This is a genomic window from Streptomyces canus, assembly GCF_030815415.1.
GTDB classification, from domain to species: Bacteria; Actinomycetota; Actinomycetes; order Streptomycetales; family Streptomycetaceae; genus Streptomyces; species Streptomyces canus_F.
In genome coordinates, this window is record NZ_JAUSWW010000001.1 from 7,000,643 (window position 1) to 7,018,347 (window position 17,705).

A 17,705-nucleotide genomic window follows, 5' to 3' on the forward strand; every position below is an offset into this window, starting at 1 on the left:
TGCAGGCCCATTGCCCGGGGAAACGTGGTATGGCTAGCCTGTGTTCGTTATGCCGATCGTCTGTTGAAATTTCGAACAGATGCCTAAGACGCAAAGGGAGGGGGCTGGACGTGGGACGTCTTGTACCTGCCGTGACCCGGGCTCTCGACATTCTCGAGCTCTTCCTCGACGGGGACGGCACACTCTCCGCCCCCGACATAGTGCGCAAGCTCCAGTTGCCGCGCACCACCGTGCATGAGCTGGTGACCACGCTCGCCGCGCGGTCGTACATCGTCCCGGTGCCGGGTCAGCCGGGACGTTACCGGCTCGGGGTGCGGCCGTACCAGCTCGGCAGCCGCTACGCCGAGCAGCTCGACCTCGCCGCCGAGGGGCAGCAGGTCGCCCGGACCGTCGCCGAGACCTGCGACGAGACGGTGCACGTGGCGATCCTGGAGGGCACCGACGTCATCTACATCGCCAAGGTGGACTCGACGCACGCGGTGCGGATGGTGTCCGCCGCCGGGCGCCGGCTCCCCGCCCATTGCACCTCCGTCGGCAAGATGCTGCTCGCCTCGCTCCCCGAGTCGGAGCTGAGCTCCCGCATCCCGGACTCCGCCGAGCTGGTTCGGATGACTCCGAACAGCATCACCGAACCGGGCGCCCTGCGCGAGGCCCTCATCCACATCCGCGAGCGCGGCGTCGCCGTGGAGAACCGTGAGTCCAACCCGGACGTCTCCTGCGTCGCCGCCCCGGTCCGCGACCGCACCGGCCGGGTGGTGGCCGCGCTGTCCATTTCCGTGCCCATGATCCGCTGGAGCGACGAGCGCCGCGACGAGCTGGAGCAGCTCGCCGCGAAGGGTGCCGCCCAGCTGTCCGAGCGCCTCGGTCACCGGAGCGTGGGATGACCTCGAAGACGTTCGACTACGAGGTGGCCGTCCGCGCCGAGGCGATACTCGGCGAGGGCCCCACCTGGGACCCGGTGCACAACCGCCTGATCTGGCTCGACATCCTCGGCGCCCGGATCAACACCTACGACCCCGTCTCCGGCCACCGCACGGTCCGCGTCACCGACCAGCACATCGGCGCCGCCAAGCCGCGCACCGGCGGCGGGCTCGTCCTCAACCTGCGGGACGGCGTCGCCCTCCTGGACCCGGACGACTCCTTCCGCTGGCTGCACCACGAGCCGGTCCCCGGCCGCCGCGCCAACGACGCCGCCGTCGCCCCCGACGGTTCGCTGTGGGCGGGCACCATGCGCTACGACGAGGCACCGGGCGGCGGCACCCTGTCCCGGCTCACCGGCGACGGTTCCTTCGAGACCGTCCTCGACGACGTCGCGGTCAGCAACGGCACCGGCTGGAGCCCCGACGGCCGCCGGATGTACTACATCGACTCACCGACCCGCCGCCTCGACGTCTTCGACTTCGAGGCCGGCCGCCCCGTGAACCGCCGTCCCCTCGTCGAGATCGAGGAGGGCGCCGGCTTCCCCGACGGCCTCACCGTCGACGCCGACGGCTGTGTGTGGGTGGCCCTGTGGGACGGCGGAGCGGTACGCCGTTACACACCGGACGGCACGCTGGACCGGGTGATCACCCTCCCCGCCCCGAGGGTGACGGCGTGTGCCTTCGGCGGCGCCGACCTGACCGACCTGTACATCACGACGGCGACGGTGGGCCTGGAGGCACCGCACCCGGTGGCAGGCTCGCTGCTGGTGGTGCCTGGCGCGGGGAAAGGTTTGCCGCAACCGCTGTTCGCCGGGTGAGCGGACTCACCCAGGGGCGCGGGGCTGTATCGATTTGCGGCTCCGCCGCGTGGGCGCGACCAGCCCCCACCGCCCCGCGCCCGACGAACTACTGAAGCCCCACCCGCTTCAACTCCTCAGCAGTCAAAGGCGGCGCCGCCAAAGGGGCCTTCAACGGCCCCACCACCGCCGCCAACACCACCGACGGACTCAGCAACACCTCCGCCCGCCGCTCCAGCGACGTCACATCCGTCACGCGGCGGGCGATCCGCCCGTTCCCCGTGGCCGTGCGCATCAGCCGGTCCACATACCCGGCGAGCAGCCGATCCCGCAGCGTCGGCCCACCCTCCGTCGCCCCCGGATAGAACACGTCCTGCCCCGTCGCCAGATCCCACGCCGCCCCCACCGGACGGGCAACGGCCTTCTGGACCCGCCGGGACAGCCCGGGCGCACCCCAGCCATGACGCGCGGTCAGCTTCCGCAGGAGCAGCGCACTTTGCGCACCGACCGCCAGCCCGTGGCCGTACACCGGGTTGTACGCGGCCAACGCGTCGCCCAGCACGGTGAAGTTGTCGGGCCAGGCCGGCATCCGCTCGTAGAAGTACCGGCGGTTGACCGTGGCGCGGGTGACCGCCACCTCGGACAGCGGCTCGGCCCGCCGCAGCAGGTCGCCGATGAGAGGGTGCCGCAGCTCCTCGCGGGCGAAGCGGACGAAGTCGTCGTCGGCGCCGGAGGGTTCGCCGCCCCGTGTGCCGTTCACCGTGACGATCCAGCGGCCGTTCTCGATGGGCAGCAGAAACCCCGCCCGGCCCGGGACGCCGGCGTGCGGGTCGGGCTGCACATGGATGACGGGGAAGCCGCCGCGGGCCTGCTCGGGCGCGAGGTAGAGCCGACTGGCGTACGCGAGGCCGGAGTCGACCTTGCGCTCCCGTGGCGCGGGCAGTCCGAGTTCCGTCAGCCAGCGGGGCGCCCCGGAGCCCCGGCCGGTGGCGTCGACCACCATGCCCGCCCCGATGGTCCGTTCACGGCCGTCGTGCTCCCGCACCCGTACCCCGGTGACCGCCTCCGGTGTGCCCGCGAGGCCCAGCACCTCGGTGCCGCCGAGTACTTCCACCGGCCCGCCGGCCAGGACCTGTGCGCGGACCGCCGCGTCCAGCAGGTCCCGTCCGGCCAGGATCACATGGTGGGACTCGGGCCAGCGCCGGAACCAGCCCTGCGCCGAGTAGCCGACGATGTCCGTGGTGACCGGCGCCCGCCGGGCCCCCGCCTTGCGGAGTGTCTCGGAGATGCCCGGCAGCAGCTCCTCCATGGCCCGCACCCCGCCCGACCAGAGCATGTGGGCGTGCCGGGCCTGCGGCAGACCCTTGCGCGGCTCGGGGCCCTCGGGCAGCACGTCCCGCTCGACGACCAGGACGCGGTCGGCGAAGGCGGCGAGCGCCCGTGCCGCGAGCATGCCGGTATGGGATCCCCCCAGGACCACGGCGGTTCTGGCGGGGGAGGGACTCTCACTCATGCGCGGACATGCTCTCTGCCGGGACGGCCGCGCGGATGCGTACCGCCTTGATCTCGTCGGGGCTGCGCAGGGCCTCGGACACGGCCTGGATCTCCTGCAGCAGGTAGGTGGTGTCGGGGGCGCTCGCGTCGGCGTCCGGGGGGCCCGGCTCGCGTTCCATGGCGTCCAGGATCGTCACGGCCGCCGCCAGCGCCTGGGCCCGGCCGCGTTCGAGACCGAGGGCCAGGGCGGCGTCGTAGGCCCGGGCGCGCAGCTCGTCGTCGAGGTGGCGGGAGAGGTGCAGGAGCGCGTCGCGGATGAGTGTCTCGCGGCGGATCAGCCGCATCTCGAGGGTCGCCCGCAGCGCGAAGGGCTCACGGCTGCCCGCGACGCTCCGCATCAGCCGGGCCAGGGGCTTGAGGCCGCGGTACCGGCGGCGGAGCCGCCACCGCTCCTGGAGGTACTGGCCGGCGTGCGGCACGATGAAGCCGATCGCGACCAGGGTCGCCGCGATGCACGCGGCCGACGGCGCGATGTTGGTGTTCAGCCAGTCCAGGTCGTGTCCGGTCCAGCGGGCGACGACGGCCGTGAGCTTGGCGACGCTGAAGAGCAGGTTCGTCGCGAAGCCGACTCCCAGGAACCTCAGTCCCCAGCGCAGCCAGCCGTCGAGGCCCGCGGTGCGGATCCAGTTCCACACGAGCCGGGACGTGACCAGGCTGGCCACCATGTGCGCGAACAGGTAGAGGAGGATCGCCTCACGCATGAACGGCGTGCCGGCGTAGTAGGTGTCGAAGTCCCGGATCTGTTCCACGGGCACGTCGGCGAGGGCGAACAGCACCCACAGGGCGACCACGACCCCCGCGTAGACGGCGACCACCCACCGGGTCGCGCGGCGGGTGCGGGCATGGCGCTCGGTGCGGCCGTTGCGCCAGTGGACGACCAGCAGCAGCCAGGACGCGCAGAGCGCGGTGATGAGCGAGTACACCCAGGGTGCCGCGATGTTCGGCACACCGGTGACCCGGTTGGTCCAGGAGATGGTGCTGGGGGCCGCGAAGACGAACACCGCGCAGGCGAACAGCAGCAGTCCGCCGACGGCCCGCAGCAGCGGGTCCCGCCACAGCTTGAGGATGCTGGGCAGTTTGATCACCAGGGCCGCGGTCAGCACCACGGTGGGGAGCCAGAAGGAGACGTACACCCCGCTGAGGAGGTTGCCCTGCGCGAGCGGACCGGCGTGTGTCACCGCTCCGTGCCTCTGCGCCCGCGGTACCCCATGGACCGCTCCATCCCGGTGAGGGACGCCCTGCCGCCGTGGCCCGACAGATAGGGCCGGAACGCCGCCGCCAGCCGGTGTCCGAAGTCGTCCGCCTCCGCCTCGTCGGTCTGCCGGGAGCCGTCGCGTGCGGCGATGGCCAGGGCGTCCTTCCAGTCGGGGCCACCGGCCAGCGCGCGGGCGGCGGCCGGGCCCACCCCGTGCCGGTGCCCGGCGTCGAGATGCCACAACTCATGGCCGAGGATGACCAGTTGCTGCACCGCCTCGGCCCGCTCCTCGACGATGACCAGGTCGAAGTCCTGGAACTCCACGCACAGGCCGGTCACCTCGATCTCGTCGGGGAACCGTTCGAAGCGCAGCTCGACGGGCCGCCCGTCGCGGCGCGCGCTCATCTCCTCGCACAGCGCCCGGCACACCTCGCGCACGCCGGCCGGGGGAGTGGGCCTGGCCCGCAGCGCGGCGTCGAGTTCGACGGCGAGCCGACGCATCGCGGACGCGGTTCTCGCGCGCCGCAGCGCCGTGGCGACCCGCCCCGCCCTCGTGCGCGCGATGTCCATCGATCCCCCTTCTCACCGCTGTCCGGCAGCCCGTCCGAGCGTACGCGGCCCGAACTGTCCACGTCATGCGATCCGGGGACCGTTCGTACAAGTGAGAACGACCGCTCGCGGTTCTGAAAATCCTGTCCGGACCATTGACTGGAAAGCGCTTCCTATCTACGGTCCCGTTCGAAGTTACGAGCATCTTTCGACATACCGAACAGCATTGAACTGACCGGATTCCCTCTCCGACTGGAAGGGCAGGCAATGGGACGACCTGACCTGAACCGCAGGCAACTGCTCGCCGCCGCAGGCGGGTTGGCCGTGGCCGGCAGCTTCGGCTTCGCCGCGCTCGGCACCGGCGCCGACGCGCTCGCCTCCGACGCGGACACCCGGGTGCGCTACTGGAACCTCTTCAGCGGCGGCGACGGCGCCAACATGATCGCGATGCTGGACTCCTTCCGGAAGGAACACCCCGGCATCGCGGTCAAGGACTCCACCCTCCAGTGGGGCAACCCCTTCTACACCAAGCTCGCCATGGCCGCCGCGGGCAACCGCGCCCCCGAACTCGGCGTCATGCACGTGGGCCGCGTCGCGGGCTTCTCACCGGGACGGCTCCTGGATCCGTGGGACGAGGCACTCCTCGCCCGGTACGGCGTGCGCAAGGCGGACTTCAACCCGGCGCTGTGGAACCGCGGCGTCATCGACGGCAAGCTCTACGCCCTCCCCCTCGACATCCACGTCCAGCTCTGCTTCTACCGCAAGGACGTCCTGAAGAAGGCGGACCTGCTCGGCGACGACGGCCGGATGATCCCGGTCGGCTCCACCGGCGAGTGGTTCGACGTCCTGAAGAAGGCCAAGCAGGTCCAGAAGAAGGGCCTGCAGACCATCGGCCTGTGGACCAACGACCAGAACTTCCAGTGGTGGTTCTTCGTCGCCTTCTACACCCAGCTCGGCGGCCGCTGGTTCGACGACGGCAACACCGAGGTCCTCTTCGACGCCGACAAGGCCACCCAGGTCCTGGAGTTCCTCCGGCAACACGTCACCGACGGCTACGTCATCCCCGGCGCACCCACCGGCGAGCAGTTCATCAACGGCGCCCCCTTCACCTGGGAGGGCAACTGGTCGGTGCCGGTCTTCTCCGGCGCCAAGCTGGACTACGGCGCGACCCCGCTGCCGCCCGTCTTCGGCGAGCCCGCCACCCACGCCGAGTCGCACGCGTTCGTCCTGCCCCACCAGTCGGGCCGCGGCGGCGCCACCAACGAGGCCGCGCACGAACTCGCCGCGTACGTCGTCACCCACGCCCAGCAGTGGGCGGCCGGCGGCCACATCCCCGCCTACACGCCGACGCTGTCCACGGCCGCGTACCAGAAGCTCGAACCGCAGAACGAGTACGTGAGCGCCATGGACCACCAGGCCACCGAGCCCAAGGTGTGGTTCGCCGGCTCCACCGGCGTCCTCGCCCAGGACCTCGGCCCCGTCGTCGTCTCCTCGACCACGGGCTCCGCCAAGCCGGCCGCCGTCGCACAGCGGATGAAGTCCCGGCTCACCACGCTCCTCGCCTCGAAGAACCCGATGGACGGCAGGACCGCCGCGCAGGGAGGTACGGCCGCATGACGACCAGCGCTCAGACCGTCGTCGCACCGGCACGGGCGAGGACCGCCACCGCCACCGCGACCGTCCGCCGCAAGCAGGGCTTCCAGCACGGGGGCTGGTTCATCGCCCCGTTCCTGGCGCTGTTCGCGCTCTTCGTCGTCTGGCCGCTGCTGCGCGGCCTCTACCTCAGCTTCACGGACGCCAACATCTCCGGCGAGGGCGCGAGCTTCGTCGGCCTCGACAACTACCGCGAAGCCCTGAACGACCAGGCCATGTGGGACGCGCTCGGCCACAGCGCCTGGTTCACCCTCCTCGTCGTCCCGTGCATCACGATCCTGGCGTTCCTGCTCGCGATGCTCGCCCACCACATCGAGCGCGGCAAATGGCTGTGGCGGCTGTGCTTCTTCGTCCCCTTCCTGCTGCCCTCGACGGTCGCCGCCAACCTGTGGCAGTGGCTCTTCACCCAGGGCATCGGCCTGTTCAACGAGACCTTCGGCCTCGACACGCCGTGGCTGACCGACAAGTCGTACGCGATGCTCGCCATCGTCATCCAGACCCTGTGGTGGACGGTCGGCTTCAGCTTCCTGCTGTACCTCGCCGCGCTCCAGGGCATCCCCGGCCACCTCTACGAGGCCGCCAAGCTGGACGGCGCCAACGCCTGGCACCGCATGGTCCACATCACCCTGCCGATGCTGCGCCACATCACCGGTCTGGTGATCGCGCTCCAGATCCTCGCCTCGCTCCAGCTCTTCGACCAGGCCGTCGTGATGATGGACTTCAGTCCCGGACCCGAGCTCAGCACCCGCTCCTTCGTCCAGTACACCCTCGAACAGGGCTTCACCAGCTACCGCGTGGGCTACGCCTCCGCGATGTCCATCATCTTCTTCGTGATCATCGCGGCCGTCGCCCTCGGACGGATGGCACTGCTGCGCAACCGTGAGGAGGGCACCCGATGAGCACCACCCAGCCCCGGCTCAAGTCCCGCAAGCCCTGGACGCCCAGCCAGATCGTCCTCACGCTGACCGGCGTCGCCGTCGCCGCCGTCTTCGTGTCCCCCATCGCCGCCGCCCTGTTCACCTCGCTCAAGTCCGAGGCGGAGGCGGCCGAGATCCCGCCGCACTGGCTGCCGGAGGTATGGACGGTCCAGGCCTGGAAGTCCCTCTGGGAGACCGGCAACATCGGCAACTGGTTCATCAACTCCCTGGTCGTCTCGGTGTGCGTGACGACCATCGTGCTGGCGGTGAGCGCGCTGGCCGGATACGGCTTCGCCCGCACCGAGTTCCGCGGCAAGAACGTCCTGATGGGCGTGGTGATGGCGGGCCTCATGGTGTCCCCCGCGGTCCTCGGCGTGCCGCTGTTCACCACGGTCCAGCAGATGGGGATGGTCGACACCTACTGGGGCATGATCCTGCCGCAGTGCGCGCCCGCCGCGATGGTCTACATCCTCTACAAGTTCTTCCAGGGCATCCCGCGCGAACTGGAGGAGGCCGCGTTCATCGACGGCGCCGGCCGCTGGCGCGTCTTCTTCACGATCGTCGTCCCGCTCGCGCGGCCCTCCCTGGCGGCGGTGGGCATCTTCACCTTCATCGCCTCCTGGAACAACTTCCTGTGGCCGTACATGGTCACCAACAACCCCGATCTGATGACCATGCCGAACGGCATCGCGACCGTCATGAACTCCTACGGCATCCAGTGGGCCCAGCTCATGGCCGGCGGTCTGATGGCGGGCCTGCCACTGATCGTCGTCTTCGTCTTCTTCCAGCGGCAGATCGTGACGGGCGTCGCCCACACGGGATTGGCGGGACAGTGAGAGCGCCCAGAGCGTTGACGGCCCTGATCGCTGCGGTGTTCCTGGCGCTCCTGCCCAACACGGCGTACGCACAGCCGGATTACCCGGACCCGCAGCCCGTCACCGGCCAGCAGATCATCCACGACCCCACCGTCATCCGCCTCAAGTCCGGCGGCTACGTGGCCTATTCGACGGGCGGCGTCATCGGCGCCCGCCTGTCCAAGGACCGCGAGCACTGGGCCGACTCCGGCAACGCCTTCGCCGAGCCGCCGAGTTGGTGGTACGAGTACAACGACACCGGCGACCCGTGGGCGCCGGACATCTCTTACCGCGCGGGCCGGTACTGGCTGTACTACGCGGTGTCGAGCTGGGGCACCAACCACTCCGCGATCGGCGTCGCCACCTCCCCTTCCGGTCTCCCCGGTACCTGGAAGGACCACGGCAAGGTCTTCTCCTCCGAGCGCACGGACACCTGGAACGCCATCGACCCCGCCCTGATCAGGGCGGACGGCCGACTGTGGATGTCGTTCGGCTCGTACTGGACGGGCATCCGCATGGTCGAGCTGAACCCGAGGACGGGCAAGGCCGTGGCGGGCACGACCGTCCACCACCTGGCCACCCGCCCGGACGCCCCCTACGCGGTCGAGGGCCCGTACATCGTCAAACACGGCCGCTACTACTACCTCTTCGCCTCCTACGACGCGTGCTGCGCGGGCGTGAACTCCACGTACAAGATCAAGGTCGGCAGATCCACCTCGGTGACGGGCCCCTACGCCGACAGCACGGGCAAGCCGATGCTGGAGGGCGGCGGTGACCTCTTGCTGGAGGGCCACGGCAGGTATGTCGGCACGGGCGGCGAGTCGGTCTTCCAGGACCATGGTCAAGACTGGCTCGCGTACCACTACTACGACGCAGAGGACGAGGGCACACCAAAGCTGGGCCTCAACAGGCTGAGCTGGAAAAAGAACGGCTGGCCGATCGTCCTTTAGGGGCGCGGGGAACTGCGCGACCAGCCACGACGGCCCCGCAGCCGCCAACGATTCAGAACCACCCTCTTGGGAAGGCAAAAATGAGCACCGCCCGCTTCACCCTCGACCCGGCCTTCACCGTAGGCCAGGTCAACCCCCGTATCTTCGGCTCCTTCGTCGAGCACCTCGGCCGCTGCGTCTACACCGGCATCTACGAACCCGGCCACCCCACCGCAGACGCCGAAGGCCTCCGCACCGACGTCCTGGACCTCGTCCGCGAACTCGGCGCCACCGCCATCCGCTACCCCGGCGGCAACTTCGTCTCGGGCTACAAGTGGGAGGACAGCGTCGGCCCCGCCGAGGACCGCCCCCGCCGCCTCGACCTCGCCTGGCACTCCACGGAGACGAACCGCTTCGGCCTCTCCGAGTACATCGGCTTCCTCCGCAAGGTCGGCCCCCAGGCCGAGCCCATGATGGCCGTCAACCTCGGCACGAGGGGCGTGGCCGAAGCCCTGGAGCTCCAGGAGTACTCCAACCACGCCGAGGGCACGGCACTCGCCGACCAGCGCATCGCCCACGGCGACAAGGACCCCTTCGGTATCCGCCTATGGTGCCTCGGCAACGAGATGGACGGCCCCTGGCAGACCGGCCACAAGACGGCCGAGGAGTACGGCCGGATCGCTGCCGAGACGGCCCGCGCGATGCGCCAGCAGGACCCGAAGGTCGAACTCGTGGCCTGCGGCTCCTCCAGCCAGTCCATGCCGACGTTCGCCGAGTGGGAGGCGACGGTCCTCCAGGAGACGTACGACCTCGTCGACTACATCTCGCTGCACGCCTACTACTGGCCGGAGGACGGTGACATCGACTCCTTCCTCGCCTCCGCCGTCGACATGGAGTCGTTCATCGAGAACGTCGTCGCCACCGCCGACCACGTGGGCGCCCGGCTGAAGTCGAAGAAGAAGATCAACCTCTCCTTCGACGAGTGGAACGTCTGGTACCTGCCCGAGTGGGAGGCGAGGGCGAAGACCTTCGAGCAGGACGACTGGCCCGAGGCCCCCCGCCTCCTGGAGGACAACTACAGCGTCACCGACGCCGTCGTCTTCGGCTCCCTCCTCATCGCCCTGCTCCGGCACGCCGACCGCGTCACCGTGGCCTGCCTCGCCCAGCTGGTCAACGTCATCGCGCCGATCATGACCGAGCCGGGCGGTCCGGCCTGGCGTCAGACGACGTTCTTCCCGTTCGCCCAGGCCGCCCAGTACGGGCGCGGCGAGGTCCTGGACGTGCGGGTCGACTCACCGACGTACGAGACGAAGAAGTACGGCGAGACCGACCTGCTGCACGCCACCGCCGTGCGCGGCGAGGACGGCTCGGTCACCGTCTTCGCGGTCAACCGCAGCCGGACCGAGGCGCTTCCCCTCGAAGTCGCCCTCGGCGCACTGGACTTGTCGTCCGTGGTCGAGCACAGCGCCCTCGCCGACGCCGACCCGGACGCCAGGAACACCCTCGCCGAGCCCGAGCGGGTCGCCCCGCACACGGTCGAGGGCACCGCGCTGACCGACGGCACCCTGACCGCCGTACTCGAACCGCTGTCGTGGAACGTGATCCGGCTGGCCTAGAGACTCATCGCTCGACATACACCTGCGCGGGCGGATACGGCGAGGCGGAGTTCGTGCCGACGGACCAGTATCCGCCCGTGCCGGGCACGGACGCGAGTCCGCTGAGCAGTACGGGGGCCGTGGACAGCGGGCCCCGCTCGCTCACCCACGCGCCGTTCTCCCACCGGAGGTAGTGCGCGCGGGTCTGGTCCCAGAAGTCCCAGCCCGCGATGCGGTCGGGGCCGCCCTGGGCGTCGGCGACGATCGCGGTGAGCATGCCGACGGTGAACGGGGTGGTGGCGTAGGTCCACGCGTTGCCGTCCCAGTGGCGCAGGGTGACGGACGGCGGCTTGCCGGGCGGGCCGCCGACTCCGTAGTCGTAGCCGGTGAGCCAGACGTCGTCGGCGGCGACCGGGAGCAGTCCGGTGACGGAGGGGCGCAGTCCGGCCGGGGCGGGCAGTTCGGTCCAGGTCTCGCCGTCCCAGCGGGCGACGAGTGCGGCGTCGTACACCCAGACGCCGCCGTCGGGCGCCACGCGGACGCCGGCCGGGGCGCTCGTGGGCGGAGTCGGGGGCGGGGTCACCCAGGTCCAGCCGTCGTCCCCGCCGTCGCCGCGCAGCAGTACGCAGCCGTCGCTGTTGCGGCCGGAGAGCCAGACGCGGTCCTTCGCGTCCAGCGTCACCCCGGTCAGGCTCGTCCCGTATGCCAGTCGCCCGGCGAAGAGGGACTCCTGCCAGGTCGACCCGTCCCAGCGCAGCAGCCGGGCGACGCCGCCCCTGTCGGTGCCGACGGCCCAGGCGGCGCCCGCCGAAGCGGCGACCGAGCGCAGATACCCGCCGGTGAGCCCGAGGTGGCTGAGGTCGAGGCGGGTCCACGCGCTGCCGTCCCACACCAGGGCGAGCGGCACCCCGCGGGTGCCGCCGTTGCGGCCCTCCTCGCCCACGGCCCACGCGAGGTCGGGTCCCGCGGCCGCCACGCCGAGGAGTTGGGCGGCCGGGGTGCAGGCGGGGGCCGGTACGGTCTGCCAGTCGTGCGGGCCGAGGACCCGGGGTGCGGCGGCCCTGGCGACCCCGGTGGCTGTGCCGCCGCTCGACGAGACCAGCCCGATCCCGGCCCCCGCCCCGACTAACCCGCTGATGAATCGCCGTCTTCGCACGAGGTTCTCCTCCTCAGACGTTCTCCACTGTCACTCCGCCCGCCGTCGCGCCCAGCAGTGTCAGCCGTACGTCCTTGGGTCCCGCCTCTGTCGTACCGTCCGAAATGACCGCCAGGGCAAGGGTGTTGGCGCCCCTGGTGCGCAGGACGCCGTTCGGCAGGACGAAGGTGTGCTGGGGGCCGACGTCGTTGATGTACTGGCCCATGTTCCAGCCGTTGAGGAAGATTTGCACCCGGTAGGCACGCTTCCGGTCGTCGTCGAGGGTGAGGGCGATCGACGCGTCGATGCCGGGGTCGACGGACAGCCGGAAGGACGTGCGGTACCAGGTGACGCCCTGCCGCCGTTCCGCGTGCGGCAGCCGCACCGGCTTCCAGTCGCCGTCGTCGTGGCCGGGCAGATGCCAGCCCTCCCGCTCCCCGTACAGGCCGCCGTTGTTCAGCGGCCCGCGCACCGGATCGGCCGAGGCCGCCCCCTGGAGCCGCCAACTCACCTTGGGCGAGGCACCCTTGAACCGTACGGACGTCAGTCCCCGGGCCGCCTTGTGCGTGTCGAGGGACTCGCCGTCCATGTCGTGCTGCATCCGCCGCACGAGGACCGACAGCACATGCTCGTCCCGCTCCCTCAGCTCCTTGGGCACCTCGAAGTCCGCCGTGTCCGTCCACGTGCCCTTCCGGGCCGTCTTCTGGTCCGGGACCGGCATCCGGTGGGTGCCCAGCGGTTCCCCGTCCAGCCAGGCCATCAGGAGACCCTGGGTGCCGGTGCTGTAGGCGAGGGAGACCGACTTCGCGCCCTCGGTGCCGGAGAGGCGGCCGCGGTACCAGACGTCGCCGTAGTGGAAGCCGTAGTCGTCCGCGAAGAGCACCGGCTGTCCCTCGGGCACCGGAGTGGTGCTGAACGAGCTCTCCTTGTCGGCCCGTTGCCACGCCGAGTCGTCGAAGTCCGGCGCGGACTCGGGGTTCTCGGTGCGCCGCCGCCAGCCCTTGTCCAGTGCGGGCAGCGACACCGCGCCCACACCCGGCAGGGGTTTCAGGGCGATGAGGCTGTTGGTGGCGCTGACCCGGGTCGGTACCGGCTGTCCGTTCCAGGTGACCTGGCCGATACCGCGCGGCCCCCACACCTCCAGGCCGGTCACCACGGTCGTGTCACCGGTGAGGTGCACGGTGGAGCCCTCCAGGGTGACGGACCGCACCAGCGACGGGCCGTACACCAGCACCGTCCCGGACGGGGTCTCGTACGGCCACAGCCGCAGCGCGGTCTCGTCGTCGGCGAAGAAGATCAGCAGCGGGCGGCCGGAGCCGCCGTTCTCCACCTTCACACGGGCCAGCAGCCCGACGCCGAGCGGGGCGGTCACCCGCAGCAGGCCGCGGTCGTAGATCCACGCCGGTTCCGCGTCCAGGCGGGTCGCCGTCGGCTCGTCCGGGCACTCCAGGACGACCTGGGCCATGTCGCCGTGCCGGCCGGAGAAGACGGCGATGTCCTGCCGCCCGGCGGCGACGAACATCGCCAGCTGGGCGGTGGCGTACCTCAACGTCCGCCGTCCGAGCTTCAGTTCGGTGGTGATCAGCCGGGCGTCATGGGCCGGGACGGTCATCGGCACCTCGATGCCGGCGTCCGGCAGGGGTACGGAGACGTCCTCGGCGGAGTCGTTGCGCACGACGTAGACATGGGAGCCCGTGTCGCGGTTGGTCAGGTGGTACACCTTCAGCCGGTCGTCGGGGGACGGCATGCCCCTCGCCCGGTCCAGTTTCGCGAAGTCCGGAACCTGTCGCAGCAGATGGCCGAGCTGGTGCATCGGGGCGAGCTTCGCCGTCTGCCGGCGCCCCTCGTCGAGGACCGCCCCGTAGTCGTACGACGTGTAGACCTGCGGTGCGGGCAGCCAGCCCCACGAGGTGCCGCCGAACGTCATGTAGACGTTGTGCAGCGTGATCCCGTTGGCGAGGTTGGTGAGATGGAAGCGCCGCTCGTACGCCGCGTCCCGGGTCCGCCGCGCCTCCTCGTACCCCTTGCCGCCGAACACCGTCCCGCCCCACGGATCGGGCCGGCCGCCGCCGAACTCCGGGAGGAAACCCGGGGTCTTCGGGCTGGCCTTCGCGGCCCGCCCCGGCTGCGCGGCGAAGCGTCCCCAGTCCTGCGGGATCTCGTCGGGCTCCGGATACCCGTCGAAGCCGTACAGCCAACTCTCCTTTTCTCCACCGGTGTCGAACGACCCGGGCACCCAACGCCCCTCGCGGGTCTTGTCGTTGTGGAAGAGGGGTACGTCGATCCCGTCCGCCCGCACCTTCTTGTACAGGTGGGACATGTACGCGCGGCCGTCCGCGCCGGTGACGTCGTACGCGTTCTCGATCTGGTAGAGCAGGACCGTGCCCTTGCCCCTGGTGTAGAGGTGCCGGGCGGCGATCGCGTTCACCCGCGTCAACCACTCGTCGGCGTACGACAGATAGGTGGGGTCGGCGGTCCGGGCCCTGCCCTCGGTCGCCGTCAGCCAGCCCGGGAAGCCGCCCGCGTCGACCTCGGCGTTGATGTACGGGCCCGGGCGCAGGATCACGTACAGGCCGGTCTCGGCGGCCGTGCGCAGGAACAGGTCCAGGTCGCGGACGCCCGTGAAGTCGTACTCACCGGGCGCGGGGGAGTGGACGTTCCAGGCGACGTAGACGCTCACCGCGTTGTAGCCGTGTCCGCGCATCTTCTGCAGCACGTCCCGCCACAGCGACGGGCTCGGCAGCCGGAACGGGTGCATCTCGCCCGACCACAGGACCAGCCGCCGCCCGTCGACCAGCAGCGAATAGCGGTCGAAGCCGACGGTGTGCGCACTGCCGTCGGCGCTGGGCGGACTCGGTGGAGGGCCCGTGGGCGCGAGTCCGGGCAGGGCGGAGGACGGCAGCGCACCGCCACTGCCGGTCAGCGCCAGGCCGAGCGCGGTCGTGCCGGCCAGTGCGCTGAAGGTTCGTCTGCTGAGCTCCACGCGAGCGTCGCCTCCTGTTGTGCCTGCGTTTCCCGGGACGCGAGGGAGGGACCATTCTCCATGCCCGGCGCGGCACGCCTCACAATGGCCCTCATGAGGATCTCGGCACGGGCGGACTACGCGGTACGAGCGGTACTCGAACTCGCCGTACGACAGGGCGACGGTCCGGTGAAGGCGGAGGCCATCGCCGTCACCCAGGACATTCCGCACAAATTCCTGGAGGGCATCCTCGGTGACCTGCGGCGCGGTGGTGTCGTCGACAGCCGGCGCGGGGGCAACGGCGGTTACCGGCTGGCCCGTGACGCGGCGAAGATCACGGTCGCGGATGTGATCCGGACCGTGGACGGCCCCATCGTCTCCGTCCGGGGTGAACGCCCCACCGAGCTCGCCTACACCGGTTCCGCCCAGCCGCTGCTGCCCCTGTGGATCGCGCTGCGGGCCAATGTGCGCCGCATCCTGGAGGGCGTCACCATCGCCGACATCGCGGCGGACGCCCTGCCGGGGCCGGTGCAGGCGCTGGCGGCGGAGCCGGCGGCCTGGGAGAACCCGTAGGGCCCCTGTCCGTGAGTGCGCTCATCCGGGTACAAGGCCGTCCTCGGTTGACGCCCTGCCGTCGCGTCCCGTTCATCCGGCGCCGGAGGGTCGGCTTCCGGCCGTCCGCGCCCGACCCTCGGCGCCTGACCGCCGGTCCCTGTCGACGCCCACGGCGAGGGTCGCCCGGGTGGTGTTCGCGGTGTACGGCGAGGGCGCCTGGACCTCGGTGAGCGTGCCGTCCGTGTGCACCCGCACATGGACGTGCGCGGCGCGCGAGACGTGGTGCCCCGGCTGAAGAATTCCTTGATGTGAGACTGTGAACGATCCGGGAACGGAGTCGTCAACGGCCCCTTGTTTCCGCAGAGTTCAGACCCTGTGAAGAAACTGTGAAAAGCGCACCTGTGAATGGCTGGAGTTCGACCTGACCGCGAGGTGTCTCCCTCCCTACGGTCCGGGGTGCAACCAACCACCCCCCAACCCTTCAGGGAGAGACCCCATGGCTGGTGGACTCCTGCTGGGCGGCGCGCTCGCCGCTCTGCTCACCACCGCACTGCCCGCGCAGGGCCCGTCCGACGGGTTCGAGGACCCGCCGCCGGACAAGATCGTCATCAAGGTCGCCACGGTCAACGGCTCCGGCTGTCCGGCCGGTACGACCGCGGTCGCCGTCTCCGAGGACAACACGGCGTTCACGGTGACGTACAGCGACTACCTCGCCCAGGCGGGCGGCAACTCGGACCCGACGGCCTTCCGCAAGAACTGTCAGCTCAACCTGATCGTCCATGTCCCGCAGGGCTTCACATACGCCATCGCCAGCGCCGACTACCGGGGCTTCGCCGCCCTCCAGTCGGGGGCGAGCGCCACACAGAGAGCGTCGTACTACTTCCAGGGCTCACCGAACACGGCATCCCGGTCGCACCCCTTCAGCGGCCCGTACAACGACAACTGGCAGGCGACCGACACCACCGACTGGGCCCAACTGGTCTGGGCACCCTGCGGAGTTCAGCGCAACTTCAACATCAACACGGAGCTCCGGGTCAACGCGGGGACGAGCTCCGCGAGCAAGGTCAGCTTCATGACGATGGACTCGACGGACGGGGACATCAGCACGGTGTACCACATGGCGTGGAAGGAGTGTCCGGAGTCGTAGCGCGGCGGTTGTAGCGCTCTCCCCGGGTCCCGCCGCCGGCGGCAGGACCCGGGGAGGTGTCGCGTCGTGGGGCGGGGTCAGCGCTCGATACCGAGGGTCAGGGTCCCGGCGTAGCCGGCCGACGGTGAACTGCCCAGTGCGGTGAGGGTCAGGAGGCCGGAGGCGGCGCCTCCTTCGTCGTAGATGGAGTCCTGGGCGAGGGTGGTGCGGGTGACCGTGTTCGCCGAGTACGGCGAGAGCGCGCCGACTCTCGCGGTGATCGTCTCGTCGAAGAAGAGCTGTCCGGTGTGGAGTTCGGTGCCGCCGGTGAAGGAGCCGTCGGAGGTGAGCGTGACGCCGGTGTGCACCTTGACGTGGATGTGGACGCACCGGCCGCGGTACCAACCGGGGTAGACGGTCGTGATGGTGGCGACGCCGCCGGAGTCGGTGAGGACGCCGCCGCGCAGGAAGGTGCCGTTGTCGGGCTCGTTGTGGCCGTTGTTGCCGACGTAGCCGGAGTACTCGCCGAGGGCGTCGCAGTGCCAGATCTCCACGAGGGCGCCCGGGATCACGGCGCAGGTGTCGTCGTCGACGACGGTGAGGGCGAGGTTGAGCCGGAAGCCGGTCTTGTTTTCGCGGATGTCGGCGCGGACGAGAGCGCCGTCCAGGTAGTAGGGGCCTTCGGTCATCTCCTTCGTGAGGGTGCAGACGGCCGCGGCGGCGACGGGGACGGTGTCGGCCGCGTCGGCGGTGGGGGCTTCGGGCGCGGCGGCGGTCACGGCGAGAGCGGCTGCCGTGGCTCCGGTGGCGATCAGTACGGTGCGGCGCCCGATCGGGGTGGGGGTTGCTTCCGAAGTGTCTGTCATGAACACGGCACCGTAGGGGCGGACCCTGTCGGTGGCCTGTCAGTTAGGCAAAGTGAGGCATCGTCAAGTTTCTTGCGAGACAGGATGCCGAGAGGGCG

General features: G+C 70.5%; 15 protein-coding genes. 9 read left to right on the top strand and 6 right to left on the bottom strand.

Annotated elements, in window-relative coordinates:
• Positions 1-110 precede the first annotated feature (110 nt).
• Both QF037_RS32345 and QF037_RS32350 read left to right on the top strand, forming a co-directional pair.
• Positions 111-884, top strand: coding sequence for an IclR family transcriptional regulator (locus QF037_RS32345; RefSeq protein WP_307031318.1), 774 nt, complete (start codon positions 111-113; stop codon positions 882-884).
• The gene (locus QF037_RS32350) at positions 881-1,738 is read left to right on the top strand and encodes an SMP-30/gluconolactonase/LRE family protein (protein WP_307031320.1); all 858 of its coding nucleotides are present in this window, start codon (positions 881-883) and stop codon (positions 1,736-1,738) included. The genes QF037_RS32345 and QF037_RS32350 overlap by 4 nt, the downstream gene beginning before the upstream one ends.
• 88 nt (positions 1,739-1,826) lie before the next feature.
• Here the strand turns inward: QF037_RS32350 and QF037_RS32355 are convergent, their stop codons facing one another.
• The 3 genes from QF037_RS32355 to QF037_RS32365 are packed head-to-tail and all read right to left on the bottom strand — an operon-like array spanning position 1,827 to position 5,036.
• Positions 1,827-3,230, bottom strand: coding sequence for an NAD(P)/FAD-dependent oxidoreductase (locus tag QF037_RS32355; RefSeq protein WP_373463845.1), 1,404 nt, complete (start codon positions 3,228-3,230; stop codon positions 1,827-1,829).
• Positions 3,223-4,449: an MAB_1171c family putative transporter gene (locus QF037_RS32360; protein WP_307031324.1), complete on the bottom strand. Its 1,227-nt coding sequence runs from the start codon at positions 4,447-4,449 to the stop codon at positions 3,223-3,225. Before QF037_RS32360 ends, QF037_RS32355 begins: the two co-directional genes overlap by 8 nt.
• Positions 4,446-5,036: a toxin-antitoxin system, toxin component family protein gene (locus QF037_RS32365; RefSeq protein ID WP_307031325.1), complete on the bottom strand. Its 591-nt coding sequence runs from the start codon at positions 5,034-5,036 to the stop codon at positions 4,446-4,448. The genes QF037_RS32360 and QF037_RS32365 overlap by 4 nt, the downstream gene beginning before the upstream one ends.
• A 246-nt stretch (positions 5,037-5,282) precedes the next feature.
• Here QF037_RS32365 and QF037_RS32370 point away from each other — a divergent pair, with 246 nt between their 5' ends.
• The 5 genes from QF037_RS32370 (at position 5,283) to arfA (ending at position 10,984) form a co-directional block, all read left to right on the top strand.
• Positions 5,283-6,632, top strand: a complete 1,350-nt coding sequence (locus tag QF037_RS32370; RefSeq protein WP_307031327.1) for an extracellular solute-binding protein — start codon at positions 5,283-5,285, stop codon at positions 6,630-6,632.
• Positions 6,629-7,567: a carbohydrate ABC transporter permease gene (locus QF037_RS32375; protein WP_307031329.1), complete on the top strand. Its 939-nt coding sequence runs from the start codon at positions 6,629-6,631 to the stop codon at positions 7,565-7,567. Before QF037_RS32370 ends, QF037_RS32375 begins: the two co-directional genes overlap by 4 nt.
• On the top strand, positions 7,564-8,421 hold the full coding sequence (locus QF037_RS32380) for a carbohydrate ABC transporter permease (protein ID WP_307031331.1): 858 nt from the start codon (positions 7,564-7,566) through the stop codon (positions 8,419-8,421). Before QF037_RS32375 ends, QF037_RS32380 begins: the two co-directional genes overlap by 4 nt.
• Positions 8,418-9,389 (top strand): arabinan endo-1,5-alpha-L-arabinosidase, encoded by a 972-nt coding sequence (locus QF037_RS32385; RefSeq protein WP_307031333.1) that lies wholly within the window; start codon positions 8,418-8,420, stop codon positions 9,387-9,389. Before QF037_RS32380 ends, QF037_RS32385 begins: the two co-directional genes overlap by 4 nt.
• An 80-nt stretch (positions 9,390-9,469) precedes the next feature.
• The gene (gene arfA / locus QF037_RS32390) at positions 9,470-10,984 is read left to right on the top strand and encodes an arabinosylfuranosidase ArfA (protein ID WP_307031335.1); all 1,515 of its coding nucleotides are present in this window, start codon (positions 9,470-9,472) and stop codon (positions 10,982-10,984) included.
• A 4-nt stretch (positions 10,985-10,988) separates the two neighbouring features.
• Here arfA and QF037_RS32395 read toward each other — a convergent pair whose 3' ends face one another.
• Both QF037_RS32395 and QF037_RS32400 read right to left on the bottom strand, forming a co-directional pair.
• Complete coding sequence (locus QF037_RS32395; RefSeq protein WP_307031337.1) at positions 10,989-12,119, bottom strand: hypothetical protein; 1,131 nt, start codon at positions 12,117-12,119, stop codon at positions 10,989-10,991.
• 13 nt (positions 12,120-12,132) lie between these two features.
• Complete coding sequence (locus QF037_RS32400; protein WP_307031339.1) at positions 12,133-15,081, bottom strand: glycoside hydrolase family 35 protein; 2,949 nt, start codon at positions 15,079-15,081, stop codon at positions 12,133-12,135.
• Between the two features lie 93 nt (positions 15,082-15,174).
• On the opposite strand from QF037_RS32400, the gene QF037_RS32405 reads away from it, so the two are divergent.
• Together QF037_RS32405 and QF037_RS32410 are read left to right on the top strand one after the other, a co-directional pair.
• Positions 15,175-15,633, top strand: a complete 459-nt coding sequence (locus tag QF037_RS32405) for an RrF2 family transcriptional regulator (protein WP_307031341.1) — start codon at positions 15,175-15,177, stop codon at positions 15,631-15,633.
• A gap of 478 nt (positions 15,634-16,111) precedes the next feature.
• Positions 16,112-16,762, top strand: a complete 651-nt coding sequence (locus tag QF037_RS32410) for a DUF4360 domain-containing protein (RefSeq protein WP_307031342.1) — start codon at positions 16,112-16,114, stop codon at positions 16,760-16,762.
• 77 nt (positions 16,763-16,839) lie between these two features.
• Here QF037_RS32410 and QF037_RS32415 read toward each other — a convergent pair whose 3' ends face one another.
• A complete protein-coding gene (locus tag QF037_RS32415) occupies positions 16,840-17,607 on the bottom strand; it encodes an intradiol ring-cleavage dioxygenase (protein ID WP_307031344.1) in 768 nt (255 codons plus the stop codon).
• Positions 17,608-17,705: the final 98 nt, after the last annotated feature.